This window comes from Rathayibacter sp. PhB186 (assembly GCF_003751825.1).
Lineage (GTDB): Bacteria > Actinomycetota > Actinomycetes > Actinomycetales > Microbacteriaceae > Rathayibacter > Rathayibacter festucae.
Map to the genome: position 1 here is coordinate 679,669 of NZ_RJKO01000001.1, position 15,287 is coordinate 694,955.

The window sequence follows — 15,287 nt, forward strand, 5'->3', positions numbered from 1 at the left end:
GGGAGAGCGACGTGAGCGGGGAGAGTTCCGTGAGCGCCGAGCTGTCGACGCCCTGCCCGAACTGCGGCGAGCCGGTCTCGACCGGCGATGCCTTCTGCGAGGCCTGCGGGACGACGCTGATCGTCCCGGCCGCCGCGGCCGCCCCGCCCGCCGCCGGCTCGGAGGGCCCGACCGCCTGCCTGCACTGCGGGGGAGCGATCGCCGACGACGGCTACTGCGAGCAGTGCGGGCAGCGCGCGCCGACCGAGCGCGAGCACTGGGCGGAGGCGCCGCACCCGCTGGTCGGCGGCGTCTGCGACCGCGGGATCCGGCACGCGGCCAACGAGGACGCGATGGCGCTCGGCGCGACGGCCGGCGAGGACGGCGGCCTGCGGACGGCGCTTCTGGTGGTCTGCGACGGCGTCTCCTCGACCCCCGACTCCGACACCGCCTCGCTCGCCGCCGCCCGCGCCGCGCTGAGCGCGCTGCGGTCCGAGGTCGGCGGGGAGGTGCACGGCGCCGAGCGCTGGGGCGCGCTGCTGCAGATGGCGGTCGCGCGGGCCTCCGGGGCGATCGACGCCGCGGTGCCCGAGAAGCGCGACAACCCGCCCTCCTGCACCTTCACCGCCGCGATCCTCGACGGCGCGCTGCTGGTCACCGGCAACGTCGGCGACAGCCGCAGCTACTGGGTCCCCGACGCCGGCCCCGCCCGGCAGCTCACCGTCGACGACTCCTGGGCGCAGGAGCAGATCGCCTCGGGCGTGCCCCGCGCCGAGGCCGAGTCCGCGCCCGACGCGCACGCCATCACCAAGTGGCTGGGTGCTGACGCCCATGACGAGTCGCCGACCCTCGCCTCCACCGTGCTCGACGAGCCCGGCTGGGTGCTCGTCTGCTCCGACGGCCTCTGGAACTACGCCTCGCCCGCCGACGAGCTCGCGACCGTGCTGCACGACGCCGTCGCCCGCGTCGGCGACGACCCCGTCGCGCTGGCGGAGGCGCTCGTCGCCTGGGCCAACGAGCGCGGCGGCCAGGACAACATCACGGCGGCCCTGGCGCGCTTCGCGCCGGCGGCGGAGGCCGCGCCGCCCCCTTCCCTGCTGGTCGAGTAGGCCGCGGAGCGGCCGTATCGAGATCCACCGTTCTGCAGAGGGCCGGGTCTCGATACGCCGCTGCGCGGCTACTCGACCAGCATGTGCGCGCGACCACGCTCGCTGATGGGGCAGGTCTCGATCCGCCGCTGCGCGGCTACTCGACCAGCATGTCCGCGCTCCCTGTTGATCGTGGAGGCAGCGCCGCCCCCTTTCATGCTGATCGAGTGGGCCGCGGAGCGGCCGTATCGAGATCCCCCCGCCGTGCCGCTCCGTCCATCCGAGGTGCCGGTGCCTGGACACATCCGCTCCCCGCGTCCGCGCCGTCCCCGCCTACCCTCGACCCCATGAGCATCGCCGAGTCGCCCGCCACCTCGCTGTCCACCGTCGGCCACTGGATCGACGGCGCAGCCTCACCCTCGTCGTCCGGCCGAACCGCGCCGGTCTACGACCCCGCGCTCGGCGTCGCGACGAAGGAGGTCGCGCTGGCCGACGCCGCCGAGATCGACGCGGCCGTCGCCTCCGCCAAGGCCGCGTTCCCCGCCTGGCGCGACACCTCGCTCGCCAAGCGCCAGCAGATCGTCTTCAAGTTCCGCGAGCTGCTCGAGGCGAAGAAGGGCGAGCTGGCCGAGATCATCACCTCCGAGCACGGCAAGGTCCTCTCCGACGCGATGGGCGAGATCACCCGCGGCCAGGAGGTCGTCGAGTTCGCGACCGGCCTCGCGCACCACCTCAAGGGCGAGTACTCGGAGCAGGTCTCCACCGGCGTCGACGTCTACTCCGTGAAGCAGCCGCTCGGCGTCGTCGGCATCATCAGCCCCTTCAACTTCCCCGCGATGGTGCCGATGTGGTTCTTCCCCATCGCCATCGCCGCCGGCAACACCGTCGTCGTGAAGCCGTCCGAGAAGGACCCGTCGTCGGCGATCTGGCTCGGTGCGCTCTGGAAGGAGGCCGGTCTCCCCGACGGCGTCTTCACCGTCCTGAACGGCGACAAGGTCGCCGTCGACGGCCTCCTCGAGCACCCCGACGTCAAGTCGATCTCCTTCGTCGGCTCCACCCCGATCGCGCAGTACGTCTACGAGACCGGCACCCGCCACGGCAAGCGCGTCCAGGCCCTCGGCGGGGCGAAGAACCACATGCTCGTGCTGCCGGACGCGGACCTCGACCTCGTCGCCGACTCCGCCATCAACGCGGGCTTCGGCTCGGCGGGGGAGCGCTGCATGGCGATCTCGGTCGTCGTCGCGGTCGAGCCGGTCGCGGACGAGCTGATCGCGAAGATCCAGGAGCGCGCCGCGACCCTGCGCATCGGCGACGGCCGTCGCGGCTGCGACATGGGCCCGCTGGTGACCGAGGCGCACCGCGACAAGGTCGCCTCCTACATCGCGATCGCGGAGGAGGACGGCGCGAAGGTCGTCGTCGACGGCCGCGGCATCGAGGTCGACGGCGACGAGAACGGCTTCTGGCTCGGGCCGACCCTGCTGGACGACGTCCCGATCACCTCGAAGGCCTACACCGAGGAGATCTTCGGACCCGTCCTCTCCATTGTGCGGGTGCAGTCCTACGAGGAGGGCGTCGCCCTGATCAACAACGGCGCCTTCGGCAACGGGACCGCGATCTTCACCAACGACGGCGGGGCGGCCCGCCGCTTCCAGAACGAGGTCGAGGTCGGGATGATCGGCATCAACGTGCCGATCCCCGTGCCGGTGGCGACGTTCTCGTTCGGCGGCTGGAAGTCGTCCCTCTTCGGCGACACCAAGGCCCACGGCGCGGAGGGCGTCCGCTTCTTCACGCAGCAGAAGGCGATCACGTCGCGGTGGCTCGACCCGTCGCACGGCGGCATCAACCTCGGTTTCCCTCAAAACTGAGCCGGGCCGCGAGATGCCACTTATGAGCGACTTCTACGGCGTGTCCTGCTCATAAGTGGCATCTCGCGGGGCCACCGCACACCGACCATCGCAAGGTCGAGCGCAACCGGCGAATCGCGTGTCAGCGATTCGTCGTGGGCGGACGTGCGTCGCTCTGTGGGGCGTCCCCCTCTCGCTCGGCCGACCGCGGCCGATCGACGACGGAGGAGGAGACCGGCGCCGAGAAGCACAGCGCCAGCCACAGCTCGGTGCGTGCGTCCACGTCGTCCAGGTCGACACCCAGCGCCCGCTCGACCGCCGTGATGCGGTTCCGCAGCGTGTGCCGGTGCACGCCGAGCTCGCGGGCGGCCGGCTCCCAGGCGCCGTTGCAGCGGAGCCAGACGCGGGCGCTCTCGAGCAGCACGCCGCCCTCGGGCGTGAGCAGCGGCGCGAGCAGCCGCCGCGCGAGCGGCTCGGCACCCGCAGCCGTGAGCAGGCCGCGCATCCCCTGCGCCGACACGTCCTCGAAGCGGAGCAGCGGATGCTCCGCCGTCGCCCGGTCGGCCGCGCGTCGCGCCTCCACCAGCCCCCGCTCCAGCTCCGACCAGGCGATCGGCGCCGAGGACCCCGCCTGCGCACCGTGCCGCTCCAGCACCCCCGCGATCAGCGCCAGATCCTCCGCACCCGTGATCACCACGAGGGCCCCGTCGCGCTCGGCGAAGAACAGCCGCGCCCCGTTCTCCTCCGCGAACACCTCCAGCTCGTCGAGCAGCGAGTCGCCGCGCACCGGCTCGCTCAGCACGCTCACGCGGACCGGCTCGGCGGGCAGCGTGCCCCAGAGCTGCCGTGCCGTGCGGGCCGCGACGTCGAAGGCCCCGGCGACGAGCAGCTCGAGCAGACCCGAGCGCAGCTGCCGCCGCGAGGTGTCGAGGGCGCGCCGCTGCTCGAGGGCGATGCTCGCGAGCCCGATGACGCTCGCCACCAGGTCGTTGCCGGCCGGATCCAGGGGAGTGCCGGTTCCGACCGCGAGCACCCCGCGCAGGTGGTCGCGCTGCCCGAGCGTCTGCAGGGTGACGCCGCCGCCGTCGTCGAGCCGGAGCCCCGCGCGGCTGCCCCGGGCGAGCGCCTGGCGCACGGCCGCCGCGACCGAGCGCTCCGCCGCCTCCGGCACGTCGAGCCGGGTCGGCAGGTGCACCCTCTGGCCGACCGCGTCGTAGAGCGCGACCCAGCAGTCCAGCTGGCGCTCCAGCTCCGAGAGGATCGCCGCGAGGCCGTCCGGTCGCAGCGCCGCCCGCGCGACCCGGCGCTGCGCCTCCAGCGACCACTCCAGTCGCTCGCGCTGCTCGCGCGAGATGACGTCCGCGACGAAGCGGATGATCCCCATGAACGGCGTCAGATCGGCGACCTCGAGCAGCGGCAGCCCCTGCCGGGCGCAGGCCGCGACGAGGGGAGCGGGCACCTCGTCGTGCACGATGCCGGTCGCGAAGCCGAGGGCGCGGATGCCCCGGCCGCGCAGGCGCGCGACGTACGCCTCCGAGAAGTCGGCGCCCTGCGTCCCGGGAGCCTGCTTGAAGTGCACCCCGTCGGTGAGCAGCAGCTGCCCCGACTCGAGCCACGGCGTCGGATCGACGAGGTCGGAGGAGTGCGCCCAGACCAGTGGAGCGTCGAGGGCCGCCTCGTCGTGCACGCCCGCGAGGACGTGGAGGCGGAAGGCCGGCTCGGCGAGCAGATCGCGGACGGTCGCGGGCACGGGCGGCTCCCTCGGATTCGACGTTCTGTCCATCGTAGGGCTGACGCTTCGACAAAGCGGGCCGCCCGCGACGGGCCCGCGCGCGGCACGATGGAGGCATGACGCTCTCGGACACGACACCCTCGGACACGACTCCCACCGGCAGCACCAACGCCTCCGTCACCGCCGCCGACCGCTCGCGGGTCTTCCACTCCTGGTCCGCGCAGGGCGCGCTGAACCCGCTGCCGATCGCCGGCGGCCTCGGCGCCGAGGTCTGGGACGTCGACGGCACCCGCTACCTCGACTTCTCCAGCCAGCTCGTGAACGTCAACATCGGCTACCAGCACCCCAAGGTCGTCGCCGCGATCCAGGCGCAGGCGGCGGTGCTCACCACCGTCGGCCCGGCCTTCGCGAACGAGACCCGGGCCGAGGCGGCACGTCTGATCACCGAGCGTGCGCCCGAGGGCTTCGAGAAGGTCTTCTTCACCAACGGCGGCGCGGACGCCAACGAGAACGCGATCCGGATGGCGCGCCTCTACACCGGTCGCGACAAGATCGTCTCCTTCTACCGCTCGTACCACGGCAACACCGGCGCCGCGATCGTCTCCACCGGCGACTGGCGCCGCATCCCCAACGAGTACGCCCGCGGGCACGTGCACGCCTTCGGCCCGTACCTCTACCGCTCCGAGTTCTGGGCCGAGACGCCCGAGCAGGAGTGCGAGCGCGCGCTGCACCACCTCGAGCGCGTCGTGCAGGCCGAGGGCCCCGAGTCGATCGCGGCGCTGCTGCTCGAGACCATCCCCGGCACGGCCGGCATCCTCACGCCGCCGCCCGGCTACCTCGCCGGCGTGCGGGCGCTCGCCGACCGCTACGGCATCCTGCTGATCCTCGACGAGGTGATGGCCGGCTTCGGCCGCACCGGCGAGTGGTTCGCGTTCGACGCCTTCGACGTCCGGCCCGACCTGATCACCTTCGCCAAGGGCGTCAACTCGGGCTACGTGCCGATCGGCGGCGTCCTGATCGACGACCCGATCGCGCACCACTTCGACGAGCGCGTCTTCCCCGGCGGGCTGACCTACTCCGGCCACCCGCTCGCCGCGGCGAGCGTCGTCGCGACCCTCGAGGCCATGGCGGAGGAGGGCATCGTCGACAACGCGAAGACCATCGGCTCCGAGCACCTCGCCCCCGGCCTGGCCGCCCTCGAGGCGAAGCACGACCTGATCGGCGAGGTCCGCGGCTCCGGCGTCTTCTGGGCGCTCGAGCTGGTCACCGACCGCGCCACCCGCGAGCCGCTGCCCGCCGCCGCCGTCGGCCGCCTGAAGGCCGACCTGCTCTCCCGCGGCCTCCTGCCCTTCACCGCCGACAACCGCATCCACGTCGTCCCGCCCGCCGTGGTCACCCCCGCCGAGGTCGCCCGCGGCCTCGCGATCCTCGACGACGCCCTGACGTCCTTCAGCGGCTGACGTGCTTCCCCTGCTGATCGAGCGACCCGTGGAGTGGGCGCCTCACATGCTGATCGAGTAGCCCGCGGAGCGGGCGTATCGAGATCCACCGTCCTGCTGACGCCGGGTCTCGATACGCCGCTGCGCGGCTACTCGACCAGCATGCTGCGGTCGTGCTGATCACCAGCACGGGTGGGACATGCTGATCGAGCCGCCCGCGCGGCGGGCCTCCCCCTGCTGATCGAGTAGCCCGCGGAGCGGGCGTATCGAGATCCACCGCTCTGCAGAGGCCGGGTCTCGATACGCCCCTCCGGGGCTACTCGACCACCATGCTGCGATCGTCCTGATCAGCAGCGCGGGCGGGACATGCTGATCGAGCCGCACGCGCGGCGGGCCTCCCCATGCTGATCGAGTAGCCCGCGGAGCGGGCGTATCGAGATCCACCGCTCTGCAGAGGCCGGGTCTCGATACGCCCCTCCGGGGCTACTCGACCAGCATGCTTCTCTCCCCGACCATCGGCCGGCGGTCCTCCGAACCACCCGGCCACGCACGAGCCGTATCCGGGAATCCGCGTCCCAGCGGATTCCCGTCGGCGCACGCACCGGGCTCTGCGAAACACCCCCCGCGCTCTGCCGACCGCAGGACGCCGCCCCGCGGAGTCCTCAAGAAAAACTGTGCAGCGCGAACGCCGTCACGAACCCGAGGACGGCGTACAGCCCCGTCAGCACGTCGTCCCGATCGAACGCCTCCGGGATCATCGTGTTCGAGATCATCGCGAGGATCGCGCCGGCCGCGACCGTCGTCACGAACGCCACGACCGCTCCCGGTGCGCTCGCGAAGACGAGGAAGCCGACGAGCGCGGCGATCGCGGAGAGCGCCGCGATGCCGCCCCAGACGGTGAAGATGTAGCGGGCGGAGCGTCCGTCGGCCTTCATGCCGACGGTCGAGGAGAGCCCCTCCGGCAGGTTCGAGATCGCCACGGCGGCCACGATCGGCACGCTGATCGCCGCTCCCGCGCCGCCCTGCGCCACCGAGAGGCCGAGCACGATCGACTCCGGGATCCCGTCGATCAGCGCGCCCGCGGCGATCGCGGTGCCGCCGCCCGCGGAGCCGGAGCCCTTCGCGCTCTTGCGGTTCCCTGCGCCGGCACGGGTGAGCAGCGCGTCCGCCCCGACGAAGACCACGGCACCGGCGAGCGTGCCGAGGATCGTCGGCAGCAGTCCGCCGTCATCGGCCGCCTCCTGCACCAGCTCGTAGGCGAGCGCCGAGATGAGCACGCCTGCACCGAACGCCGAGATCGCCGCGGTCAGCTTGGGCGGGACACGGACGAACCAGGCGAGCGCCGCTCCGACGAGGAGGGTCGCGCCGCCGATGGCGCCGCTGAGCAGCGCGAGGGACCAGGAAGGCACGGCGCCCAGCCTGCCAGGCGGACGCGGGCTGCAGACCAGGGTTGACGGAGCTCGGGCACGCGCGACTGAGCGCGCTCATGCTGGTCGAGTAGCCCCGGAGGGGCGTATCGAGACCCACCGTCGCCAGCACGGTGGGTCCAGGGACTCGTCCTCCGACATGGCCTCCTCAGCACCGCTCCGAGACGTACCCCTCGTCGCCGGGCGTGAGAAGGTCGCGGTCGCGCAGCAGCACGCCGATCCCGTCGCCGCGTGCGCACGCCCGCGCGAACACCGCGTCCGCATCGTCGACGTCCGTGTACTCCACCTCGTACACGCGCTCGCCGTAGACGTCCGTGTAGGCGTCGCACTCGGTGAACACCTCGCACTCCTCCGTGATCGCGAAGTCGAAGCCGAGCCCGCGCATCTCCGCCGCCCGCTCCGCGGCGTTCTTCTGGCCGATCGCGAGCCCGGCCCGGTGCGCGGCGTCGACGAGCTCGCGGGCGAACGCGGCGGTGTCGGAGTCGGTCAGCAGCCCCTCGGAGCGGGTGGCGGAGTCGAGGTTGTCCGCCTCGACGGCGTCGAAGCCGCTCTCGGCGCAGCCCTCGAGCCACGGCGCGACCACCTCGACCAGCGCCTCCCTCTTCGTCTCCGTCGACACGTCGAGGAGCGTCTCGTCCGGCCAGTCCGGATCCGTGATCGGCTCGCCCGCGGCGTCCCGCAGCAGCAGCTCGGGGCGCGACGCCCACTCCGCCTCCTCGCCGGGCTGCGTCTGGAACGCGTTGACGTAGCAGACCGAGTACACGCCGGGCGCGGGCTCGGCCTCGCGGTCGCGGACGACGAGCTCGACGCCGTCGGCCGGCGGGTAGCTGCCGCCGAGCTGGTAGTCGAAGCCCGCGCCCGCCGGGGGAGGGGTCGGCTGTCCGACGGTTGCTGCGCATCCGGCGAGGAGGAGGGCCGTCGCGGCCAGGCAGCACAATAAACTGGCCGAATGGCGGAGTTCAGCGCGAGTGTCTTTCAGAACGAGTTCCTCTCGGACGGCGCGACGGATGTGCACGCGATCGTGACGGTGACCGCCTCGGGCACCGGCGCGGCCGGCAGCGACGGAGCGGCCGCCGAGATCATCATCGTCGACTGCTCGGGGTCGATGACCGGCGAGAACATGACCGCGGCCAAGCGCGCCGCCGCCGTGGCGGTCGACCAGATCCTCGACGGCACCTTCTTCGCCGTCGTCGCCGGCTCCGAGCGCGCCGACCGCGCCTTCCCGTACCCCAACGCCTCCGTCTCGATGGTGCGGATGGAGCCCGGCGCCCGCGCGGCCGCGAAGGAGGCCATCGGCTTCCTCCAGGCCGACGGCGGCACCGCGATGGGCACCTGGCTGACCCTCGCCCGCCAGCTCTTCTCCAGCGTCCCCGAGGCGAAGCAGCGGCACGCCATCCTGCTCACCGACGGCAAGAACGAGCACGAGTCGCGGATGCAGCTCGACGCGGCGATCCGCGCGGCCGGCGGCGTCTTCCAGTGCGACGTCCGCGGCGTCGGCTCCCGCTGGGTCGTCGAGGAGGCGCGCACCATCGCCAGCGCGCTGCTGGGCACCGTGGGCCTGATCGCGAACCCGGCCGACATGGCCGCCGACTTCGAGCAGCTGATCCAGGCGTCGATGGGCCGCGGTGTCGCCGACGGCGAGCTGCGCGTCTGGACCCCGCAGGGCTCGCAGCTGCTCTTCGTCCGCCAGGTCGCACCGAACCTCGAGGACCTGAGCTCGCGTCGCACCGCGGTCAACCCGCTGACCGGCTCCTACCCGACCGGCGCCTGGGGCGACGAGTCGCGGGAGTACCACGTGGCCGTGCGCGTCGCCTCGAAGCCGGTCGGCGCCGAGCAGCTCGCCGCCCGCGTGCAGCTCAGCGTGCGCGACGAGGTCGTCGCCTCCGCGCTGGTGAAGGCCCGCTGGACCGACGACTCGGCGCTCACCGCCCGGATCGATCCCGCCGTCGCGCACTACACCGGCCAGACCGAGCTCGCCTCCGCGATCCAGGACGGCCTCGCCGCGAAGGCCGTCGGCGACGACGCCACCGCGACCGTCAAGCTCGGCCGCGCGGTGCAGCTCGCCGCCGCGACCGGCAACGACGAGGCGACCGCGAAGCTGCGCAAGGTCGTCGAGATCGACGACCCGAACGAGGGGACGGTCCGTCTGAAGCGCGGTGTCGCCCGCCTGGACGAGATGGCGCTCGACACCGCCTCGACGAAGACCACCCGGGTGCGCAAGTGAGCTACCGCTGCCCCGAGGGGCACACCTCCCAGTCCGGCGACTACTGCGACGTCTGCGGTGCGCCGATCGCGCCCGCCGCGCCGTCCGCTCCCGCGCCGCGCGCCGCCGACCCGACCACGGCGATCCCGACCGGTCCCGCCGTCTGCCCGAACTGCTCGTACCCCAACGAGGCCGGCGCGCTGTTCTGCGAGAACTGCGGCTACGACTTCACCACCGGCTCGCTGCCCGAGGCCGACCCCTTCACCGAGTCCGGCGCTGTCCGCGCACCCGGCGAGGTCGGCGGCTCCGCCTCGGCGGCCGGCGACCCCGCCGCCCACCTGGGCGAGGCGCCCGCGTCGGCCGCTCCCGGTGCGCCGCCCGAACTCGTTCCGGAGGAGGCGGCCGGCTTCGACGTGCCCATCGCGACCGCACCGCCCGCCGCGCCTGCCACGGAGGTCCTCGCCGAGGTCACCGGGAGCACGCCGACGGCCGCGCCCGCCGTGCCCGCGGCCCCGGAGGAGGGCGACCCCTGGATCGCCGAGATCTGGGTCGACCCCGACTGGTACACGGAGCAGCGCGCCGAGGACCCGATGCCCTCGGCCGGCCCGCCGACGATCGTCGTGCTGCGCGAGCGCTCGGTGCTCGTCGGCCGACCCTCCGTCTCGCGCGGCATCTCGCCGCAGATCGACTGCGGCACCGACTCCGGCGTCTCCCGCCGCCACTGCCAGCTCAACACCGACGGCTACCGCTGGTGGGTCGAGGACCTGCAGTCCGCGAACGGCACCTACCTCGCCGCGGCCGGCGCCTCGCTCCCGCAGACCCCGATCCCCACCGGCCAGCGCCGCGAGATCGAGGAGGGCGACCGCGTCTACGTCGGCGCCTGGACCCGCATCGTCCTCCGCCAGGCCCTCCCGGGCGAGGCCTGACCCGCTTGCATGCTGATCGAGTAGCCCGCGCAGCGGGCGTATCGAGATCCACCGTCCCCGAGAGCTGAGCCGTCGGGCCTGCGTTCTGAAGTCGGTGGGTCTCGATACGCCGCTGCGCGGCTACTCGACCAGCATGTCTGCGGGCGCCTCTTCCCAGTAATCCACCGTCACCGAGACCTGAGCCGCCGGGCTCACGTCAGGGAGGGGCGGGTCTCGATACGCCGCTGCGCGGCTACTCGACCAGCATGCAAGGCGGCCGCTGCGCGGCTGCTCGACCAGCGTGTGCGGTGACCGCTGCTCGGCCGGCGAGCTTCCGGCTCAGCGGCCGGCGAGCATCCCGAGCATCCAGGAGAGGGCGGCGACGGCGCCGACGCCGACGACGCTCGAGCCGATGATGACGGCGCGGCGGAGGCGGACGGCGCGGCCGTCGGGAGCCGATGCCGCATCCAGCCCGGAGGCGGTCGACGCGGTCATCCCCGCGCGCAGCCGGTGGGCGACCTGGTCGGCCGTGGGCCGCTTCGCCGGGTCGCGCTCGGTCATCGAGGTGAGCAGCGCGCGCCAGGGTGCGGGCAGCGTCGCCGGGACGACGGGGGAGCGGTTGAGGCGCGCGATCGCGGCCTCGAGGACGGTGCCGGAGTACTCGCGGTGCCCGGTGATCGCCTCGAGCAGCACGAGGCCGAGCGAGAAGACGTCGCTGGCGCCGCTGATCGGCTCGCCGGCGACCTGCTCGGGGCTGACGAAGCTGGCGGTGCCGATCACGATGCCGTCGCTGGTGAGGCGCGAGCCGTCCATGAAGTGGGCGACGCCGAAGTCGGTGAGCTTGGCGGTGCGGGCGTAGCCGCTGGAGGCCACCTCGCTGACCAGGATGTTCGCGGGCTTCACGTCGCGGTGCACGACGCCCCGCTCGTGCAGGTAGGCGAGCGCCTCGGCCAGCTGCGTGCCGATCGCGGCGACCTCGTCCGGCGCCATCGGGCCGGGCTCGAGCCGCGCCTCGAGGGTCGGGTCGGCGACGAGCTCCATCACGACGTAGCGGCGCACCTCGCCGCCGAAGTTGTGCAGGCCGGCGTCGAAGAGGTTGACGATCCCGGGGTGCGCGAAGGAGCTGAGCATCCGCACCTCGCGCTCCTGGCGGGCGACGTCCTCGGGGTTGGAGGCCTCGGCGCGGAAGACCTTCACGGCCACTTCGCGCTGCACGGTCTCGTCGCGGGCCCGGTACACCGAGCCCATCCCGCCGGAGCCGATCCGCTCGATCAGGTAGTAGCGACCGGCCACCCGCTGCTGGGCGGCATTGGCGGCGATGGTGCTCACGACGACCCGCCTTCCGCTGGAGCGGAGTGCTCCGTGGCGCTCAGGACGAGCACCTGGGTAGACGGTACCGCGGTGCCGCGACAACGGGGAGCGCAATAGCCGGGATTGACATACGGCCGTGATAGAAGCAGTCGATCCGTCGCCGAGCGGGACCGCTCAGCGCAGCCCGCTGCGGGCGAAGCCCTGCACGAAGTAGCGCTGGAAGATCAGGAACAGCACGACCATCGGCAGCACGTTCACCAGCGCGAAGGCCATCGTTCCGCCGTAGTCGCTGCCGAACTGCCCCTGCAGGTAGAGCAGCCCGATCGGGAGGGTGAAGAGGACGTTCTCCTTGAGGGCGATCAGCGGCCAGGCGAAGTCGTTCCAGGAGCCGAGGAGCGACATGAAGAACAGCACCGCGATCAGCGGCTTCGAGAGCGGGAGCACGATCCGGGTGAAGACGCGGAAGTGGCCGGCCCCGTCGATCCGGGCCGCCTCGATCAGGTCGCGAGGGATCGCGAGGATGAACTGCCGCGCGAGGAACAGCCCGAAGGCCGAGGCCGCCGTCGGCAGGATCACCGCCCAGTAGCTGCCGTAGAGGCCGAGATCGGTGACGAGCCGGAAGAGCGACACCATGATCACCTGCACGGGGAGCGTCAGCGTCGACAGGGCCAGCAGGAAGAGCACGCCGGAGCCGCGGAAGCGCAGCTGCGCGAAGGCGTAGCCGCCGAGCAGGTTGATCGCCACGGTGATCAGCGCGGTGGTGAGGCTGATCGCGAGCGAGTTGCCGAACCAGGTCGCGACCGGGAACGAGTCGAAGACGCGCTCGAAGTTGGCCAGGGTGAACTCGCGCGGCCAGAGCCGCAGTGTGCCGCCGAGCAGCTCGGCGCGCGAGGAGAAGGCGACGACGAGCATCCAGTAGAGCGGGAAGAGGATGACGAGGGAGACGAGGATCGCGAGGACGAGCCGGAGCGCGGTCGTCGAGCGGGAGACGCGGTTCATTCGACGAGGTCCCTCGAGCGGTTCGTGCGCCACTGCACGGCGGTGAAGATCATCGTCAGGATCAGCAGCACGATGCCGATCGCCGCCGCGTAGCCCTGGTCGCGGGTGACGAAGCCGGTGTCGTAGGCGTAGGTCACCAGCACCGAGGTGGAGTTCTGCGGCCCGCCGCCGGTGAGGACGAAGACGATGTCGAAGACCTGGAACGAGTAAATGACGTTGAGGATGAGCAGGAAGAACGTCGACGGGCCGACCAGCGGCACCGTCACGTGCCGGAACTGCTGCCAGCCGTTCGCGCCGTCCAGCCGCGCCGCCTCGTAGAGCGCGGGGTTCACGCCCTGCAGCCCTGCCAGGTAGATCAGCATGTTGAAGCCGACCCGCCACCACAGGGTGACGAGGATCACGGAGGCGAAGGCCGCGGCTCCGCCGGACTGCCAGGCGATGCGCGGCAGTCCGATCGTCTGCAGCAGCCCGTCGAGCACGCCGCTGTTCTCGTCGAAGATCAGCACGCCCATCAGCGCCGTCGCGACGCCCGAGACCGCCATCGGCAGGATCAGGATCGAGCGGAAGACGGGCCGGGCCGGCAGCACCGAGTTCAGCAGCACCGCGGCGCCCAGCCCGAGCGCCATCGAGAGCGGCGTGACGATCAGCGTGAACAGCGCGGTGTTGAGGGTCGAGCGCCAGAACAGCGGGTCGCTGAGCAGCCGGCCGTAGTTGTCCAGGCCGATGAAGACGCCGTCGCCGAAGCCGTTGGTGCGCTGGAAGCTGAGCAGGAACGCGCCGACCAGCGGCACGAAGACGAACAGCGCCAGCATCAGCAGGTTCGGCGCGAGGAACCCGTAGGCCGCGACGGTCTCGCGGGCGGCGGGCGCCCGGGAGGAGCGGCGCGGTCGCGCCGTCACCTCCTCGGGCGCGGGGAGGGTGCGGGTCACCGGATCCTGCCGCTCACTGCACGGCGGTGGCGATGCCGGAGCTGAGCTTCGCGATCGTGTCCTCGGTGCTCTGGCCGCCGACGAACGCCTGCTCCAGCTGGTCCTTCAGCACCGCGATGATCGCGGCCATGTCCGGCGAGGCCACCTGCGCCGCGTCGGACGCCTGCACGGTGCCCGCCTGCCCGAGGAAGACCTCCGCGAGCTCGGGGCGCACATCGAACTCGATGCCAGACTCGGTCAGGTCGCGGCGGGTGGGCAGCAGCGAGGCGCCGGCGCAGAAGTCGCGCATCGACTCCTCCTCGGTCACGAAGGCGAGGAACGCCGCCGCGAGCTCGGGGTTCGCGGTCGCCTTGGTCGCGACGAGGGCGTTGCCGCCGAAGTCGCCGCCGCCGCGCACGTTCCGCGGCGAGTAGGTCGCGCCCCACTCGAAGTCGAGCGTCGACTCCGCGTCCGGGATGAGGAACGCCCCGCCGAAGGTCATCGCGGTCGTCTGCGAGTACCAGAGGTCGCTCGCGTAGGTCGTCGCCTGGATCGAGCTGCTCGGCGGCACGAGGCCGTCGGTGAAGAAGCTGCGGCTGAAGTCGATCGCCGCGCGACCCGCATCCGAGTCGATGGCGGGAGCGGAGAGGTCCTCGGTCAGGAAGCGGCCGTCGGCCTGGAAGAGCAGGCTCAGCCAGCGGGTGACGCCGTTGCCCTGCCAGTTGTAGGCGAAGGGGTAGCGCTCGGCGGGGAGCGAGGCGCGCAGCGTGCGGCCGACCTCGGTGAACTCCTCCCAGGTCCACGCCTCCTCCGGCGAGGCCGGGAAGTCGGTGATGCCCGCGGTGGCGAGCGCCTCCGTGTTGTAGAGGATCAGTGAGGTGTCGGTGTGGTGCGGCACGCCGAAGGGGCTGCCATTGCTCTGCACCGCGGCCCAGGCCGGGTCGGTGAAGCGGTCGGCCACGTCCGCCTCGAGGTGCGGGGTGAGGTCGAGCAGCTGGTCGCGACCGGCGTAGCTGCCGAAGGTGTAGTACGGCACGCGGAAGACGTCCGGCGGGTTCCCCGCCTGCAGCTGCGCGTCGATGTTGGTGAACATCTGCTCGTACGGCACCGAGTTCAGCGCCACGGTCGAGCCGGGGTTCGCCTCCTGGAAGCGGTCGATCGCCCGCTGGAAGCCGGCCAGCTCGGCGTCCGTGCCCCAGGTGGTGAAGGTCAGCGTGCCGCTGTCGGCGCTCGCCGCCGGGCGGGCCGGCGCGAAGCCGCAGCCCGCGAGCACCGGGACCGAGGCGGCGACGCCCAGGGCGCTGAGGAAGCGGCGGCGGTCCAGCATCGCGCGGTCGAAGACGCTCGTGCCGAGCGCGGTCCTGTCCAGAGCCATCATGGCCTCCCCTCGGGGGCCACGGGCGGGCTCCCCGAGGGAGGCTAACCCCGCGCAACGGCAGCGCGGACCTACTG

At 72.5% G+C, this 15,287-nt stretch carries 12 protein-coding genes; 5 read left to right on the forward strand and 7 right to left on the reverse strand.

Annotated elements, in window-relative coordinates:
* Positions 1-29: 29 nt before the first annotated feature.
* A complete protein-coding gene (locus EDF45_RS03150) occupies positions 30-1,088 on the forward strand; it encodes a PP2C family serine/threonine-protein phosphatase (RefSeq protein WP_260311748.1) in 1,059 nt (352 codons plus the stop codon).
* A 326-nt stretch (positions 1,089-1,414) separates the two neighbouring features.
* The gene (locus tag EDF45_RS03155) at positions 1,415-2,932 is read left to right on the forward strand and encodes a CoA-acylating methylmalonate-semialdehyde dehydrogenase (RefSeq protein WP_123444932.1); all 1,518 of its coding nucleotides are present in this window, start codon (positions 1,415-1,417) and stop codon (positions 2,930-2,932) included.
* A 121-nt stretch (positions 2,933-3,053) separates the two neighbouring features.
* On the opposite strand, the gene EDF45_RS03160 is transcribed toward EDF45_RS03155, so the two are convergent.
* Positions 3,054-4,661 (reverse strand): PucR family transcriptional regulator, encoded by a 1,608-nt coding sequence (locus tag EDF45_RS03160; protein WP_185020076.1) that lies wholly within the window; start codon positions 4,659-4,661, stop codon positions 3,054-3,056.
* A 98-nt stretch (positions 4,662-4,759) separates the two neighbouring features.
* Here EDF45_RS03160 and EDF45_RS03165 point away from each other — a divergent pair, with 98 nt between their 5' ends.
* Positions 4,760-6,103, forward strand: a complete 1,344-nt coding sequence (locus EDF45_RS03165; protein ID WP_123734948.1) for an aspartate aminotransferase family protein — start codon at positions 4,760-4,762, stop codon at positions 6,101-6,103.
* Between the two features lie 641 nt (positions 6,104-6,744).
* Here EDF45_RS03165 and EDF45_RS03170 read toward each other — a convergent pair.
* A complete protein-coding gene (locus tag EDF45_RS03170) occupies positions 6,745-7,491 on the reverse strand; it encodes a ZIP family metal transporter (protein WP_123734949.1) in 747 nt (248 codons plus the stop codon).
* 166 nt (positions 7,492-7,657) lie between these two features.
* Entirely contained in the window at positions 7,658-8,446 is a 789-nt protein-coding gene (locus EDF45_RS03175) for an endo alpha-1,4 polygalactosaminidase (protein WP_221181080.1), read from the reverse strand.
* A 12-nt stretch (positions 8,447-8,458) separates the two neighbouring features.
* Here EDF45_RS03175 and EDF45_RS03180 point away from each other — a divergent pair, with 12 nt between their 5' ends.
* A complete protein-coding gene (locus EDF45_RS03180; RefSeq protein WP_123734950.1) occupies positions 8,459-9,733 on the forward strand; it encodes a VWA domain-containing protein in 1,275 nt (424 codons plus the stop codon).
* Positions 9,730-10,638 (forward strand): FHA domain-containing protein, encoded by a 909-nt coding sequence (locus EDF45_RS03185; RefSeq protein ID WP_123734951.1) that lies wholly within the window; start codon positions 9,730-9,732, stop codon positions 10,636-10,638. The genes EDF45_RS03180 and EDF45_RS03185 overlap by 4 nt, the downstream gene beginning before the upstream one ends.
* Positions 10,639-10,956: 318 nt before the next feature.
* Here EDF45_RS03185 and EDF45_RS03190 read toward each other — a convergent pair whose 3' ends face one another.
* From EDF45_RS03190 to EDF45_RS03205, 4 genes are all read right to left on the reverse strand, one after another.
* Positions 10,957-11,946 (reverse strand): serine/threonine-protein kinase, encoded by a 990-nt coding sequence (locus tag EDF45_RS03190; protein WP_123734952.1) that lies wholly within the window; start codon positions 11,944-11,946, stop codon positions 10,957-10,959.
* A 156-nt stretch (positions 11,947-12,102) separates the two neighbouring features.
* The gene (locus tag EDF45_RS03195; RefSeq protein ID WP_123701944.1) at positions 12,103-12,927 is read right to left on the reverse strand and encodes a carbohydrate ABC transporter permease; all 825 of its coding nucleotides are present in this window, start codon (positions 12,925-12,927) and stop codon (positions 12,103-12,105) included.
* Positions 12,924-13,856 (reverse strand): carbohydrate ABC transporter permease, encoded by a 933-nt coding sequence (locus tag EDF45_RS03200; protein WP_260311749.1) that lies wholly within the window; start codon positions 13,854-13,856, stop codon positions 12,924-12,926. The genes EDF45_RS03195 and EDF45_RS03200 overlap by 4 nt, the downstream gene beginning before the upstream one ends.
* Before the next feature lie 13 nt (positions 13,857-13,869).
* On the reverse strand, positions 13,870-15,210 hold the full coding sequence (locus EDF45_RS03205; RefSeq protein ID WP_260311750.1) for a sugar ABC transporter substrate-binding protein: 1,341 nt from the start codon (positions 15,208-15,210) through the stop codon (positions 13,870-13,872).
* Positions 15,211-15,287: the final 77 nt, after the last annotated feature.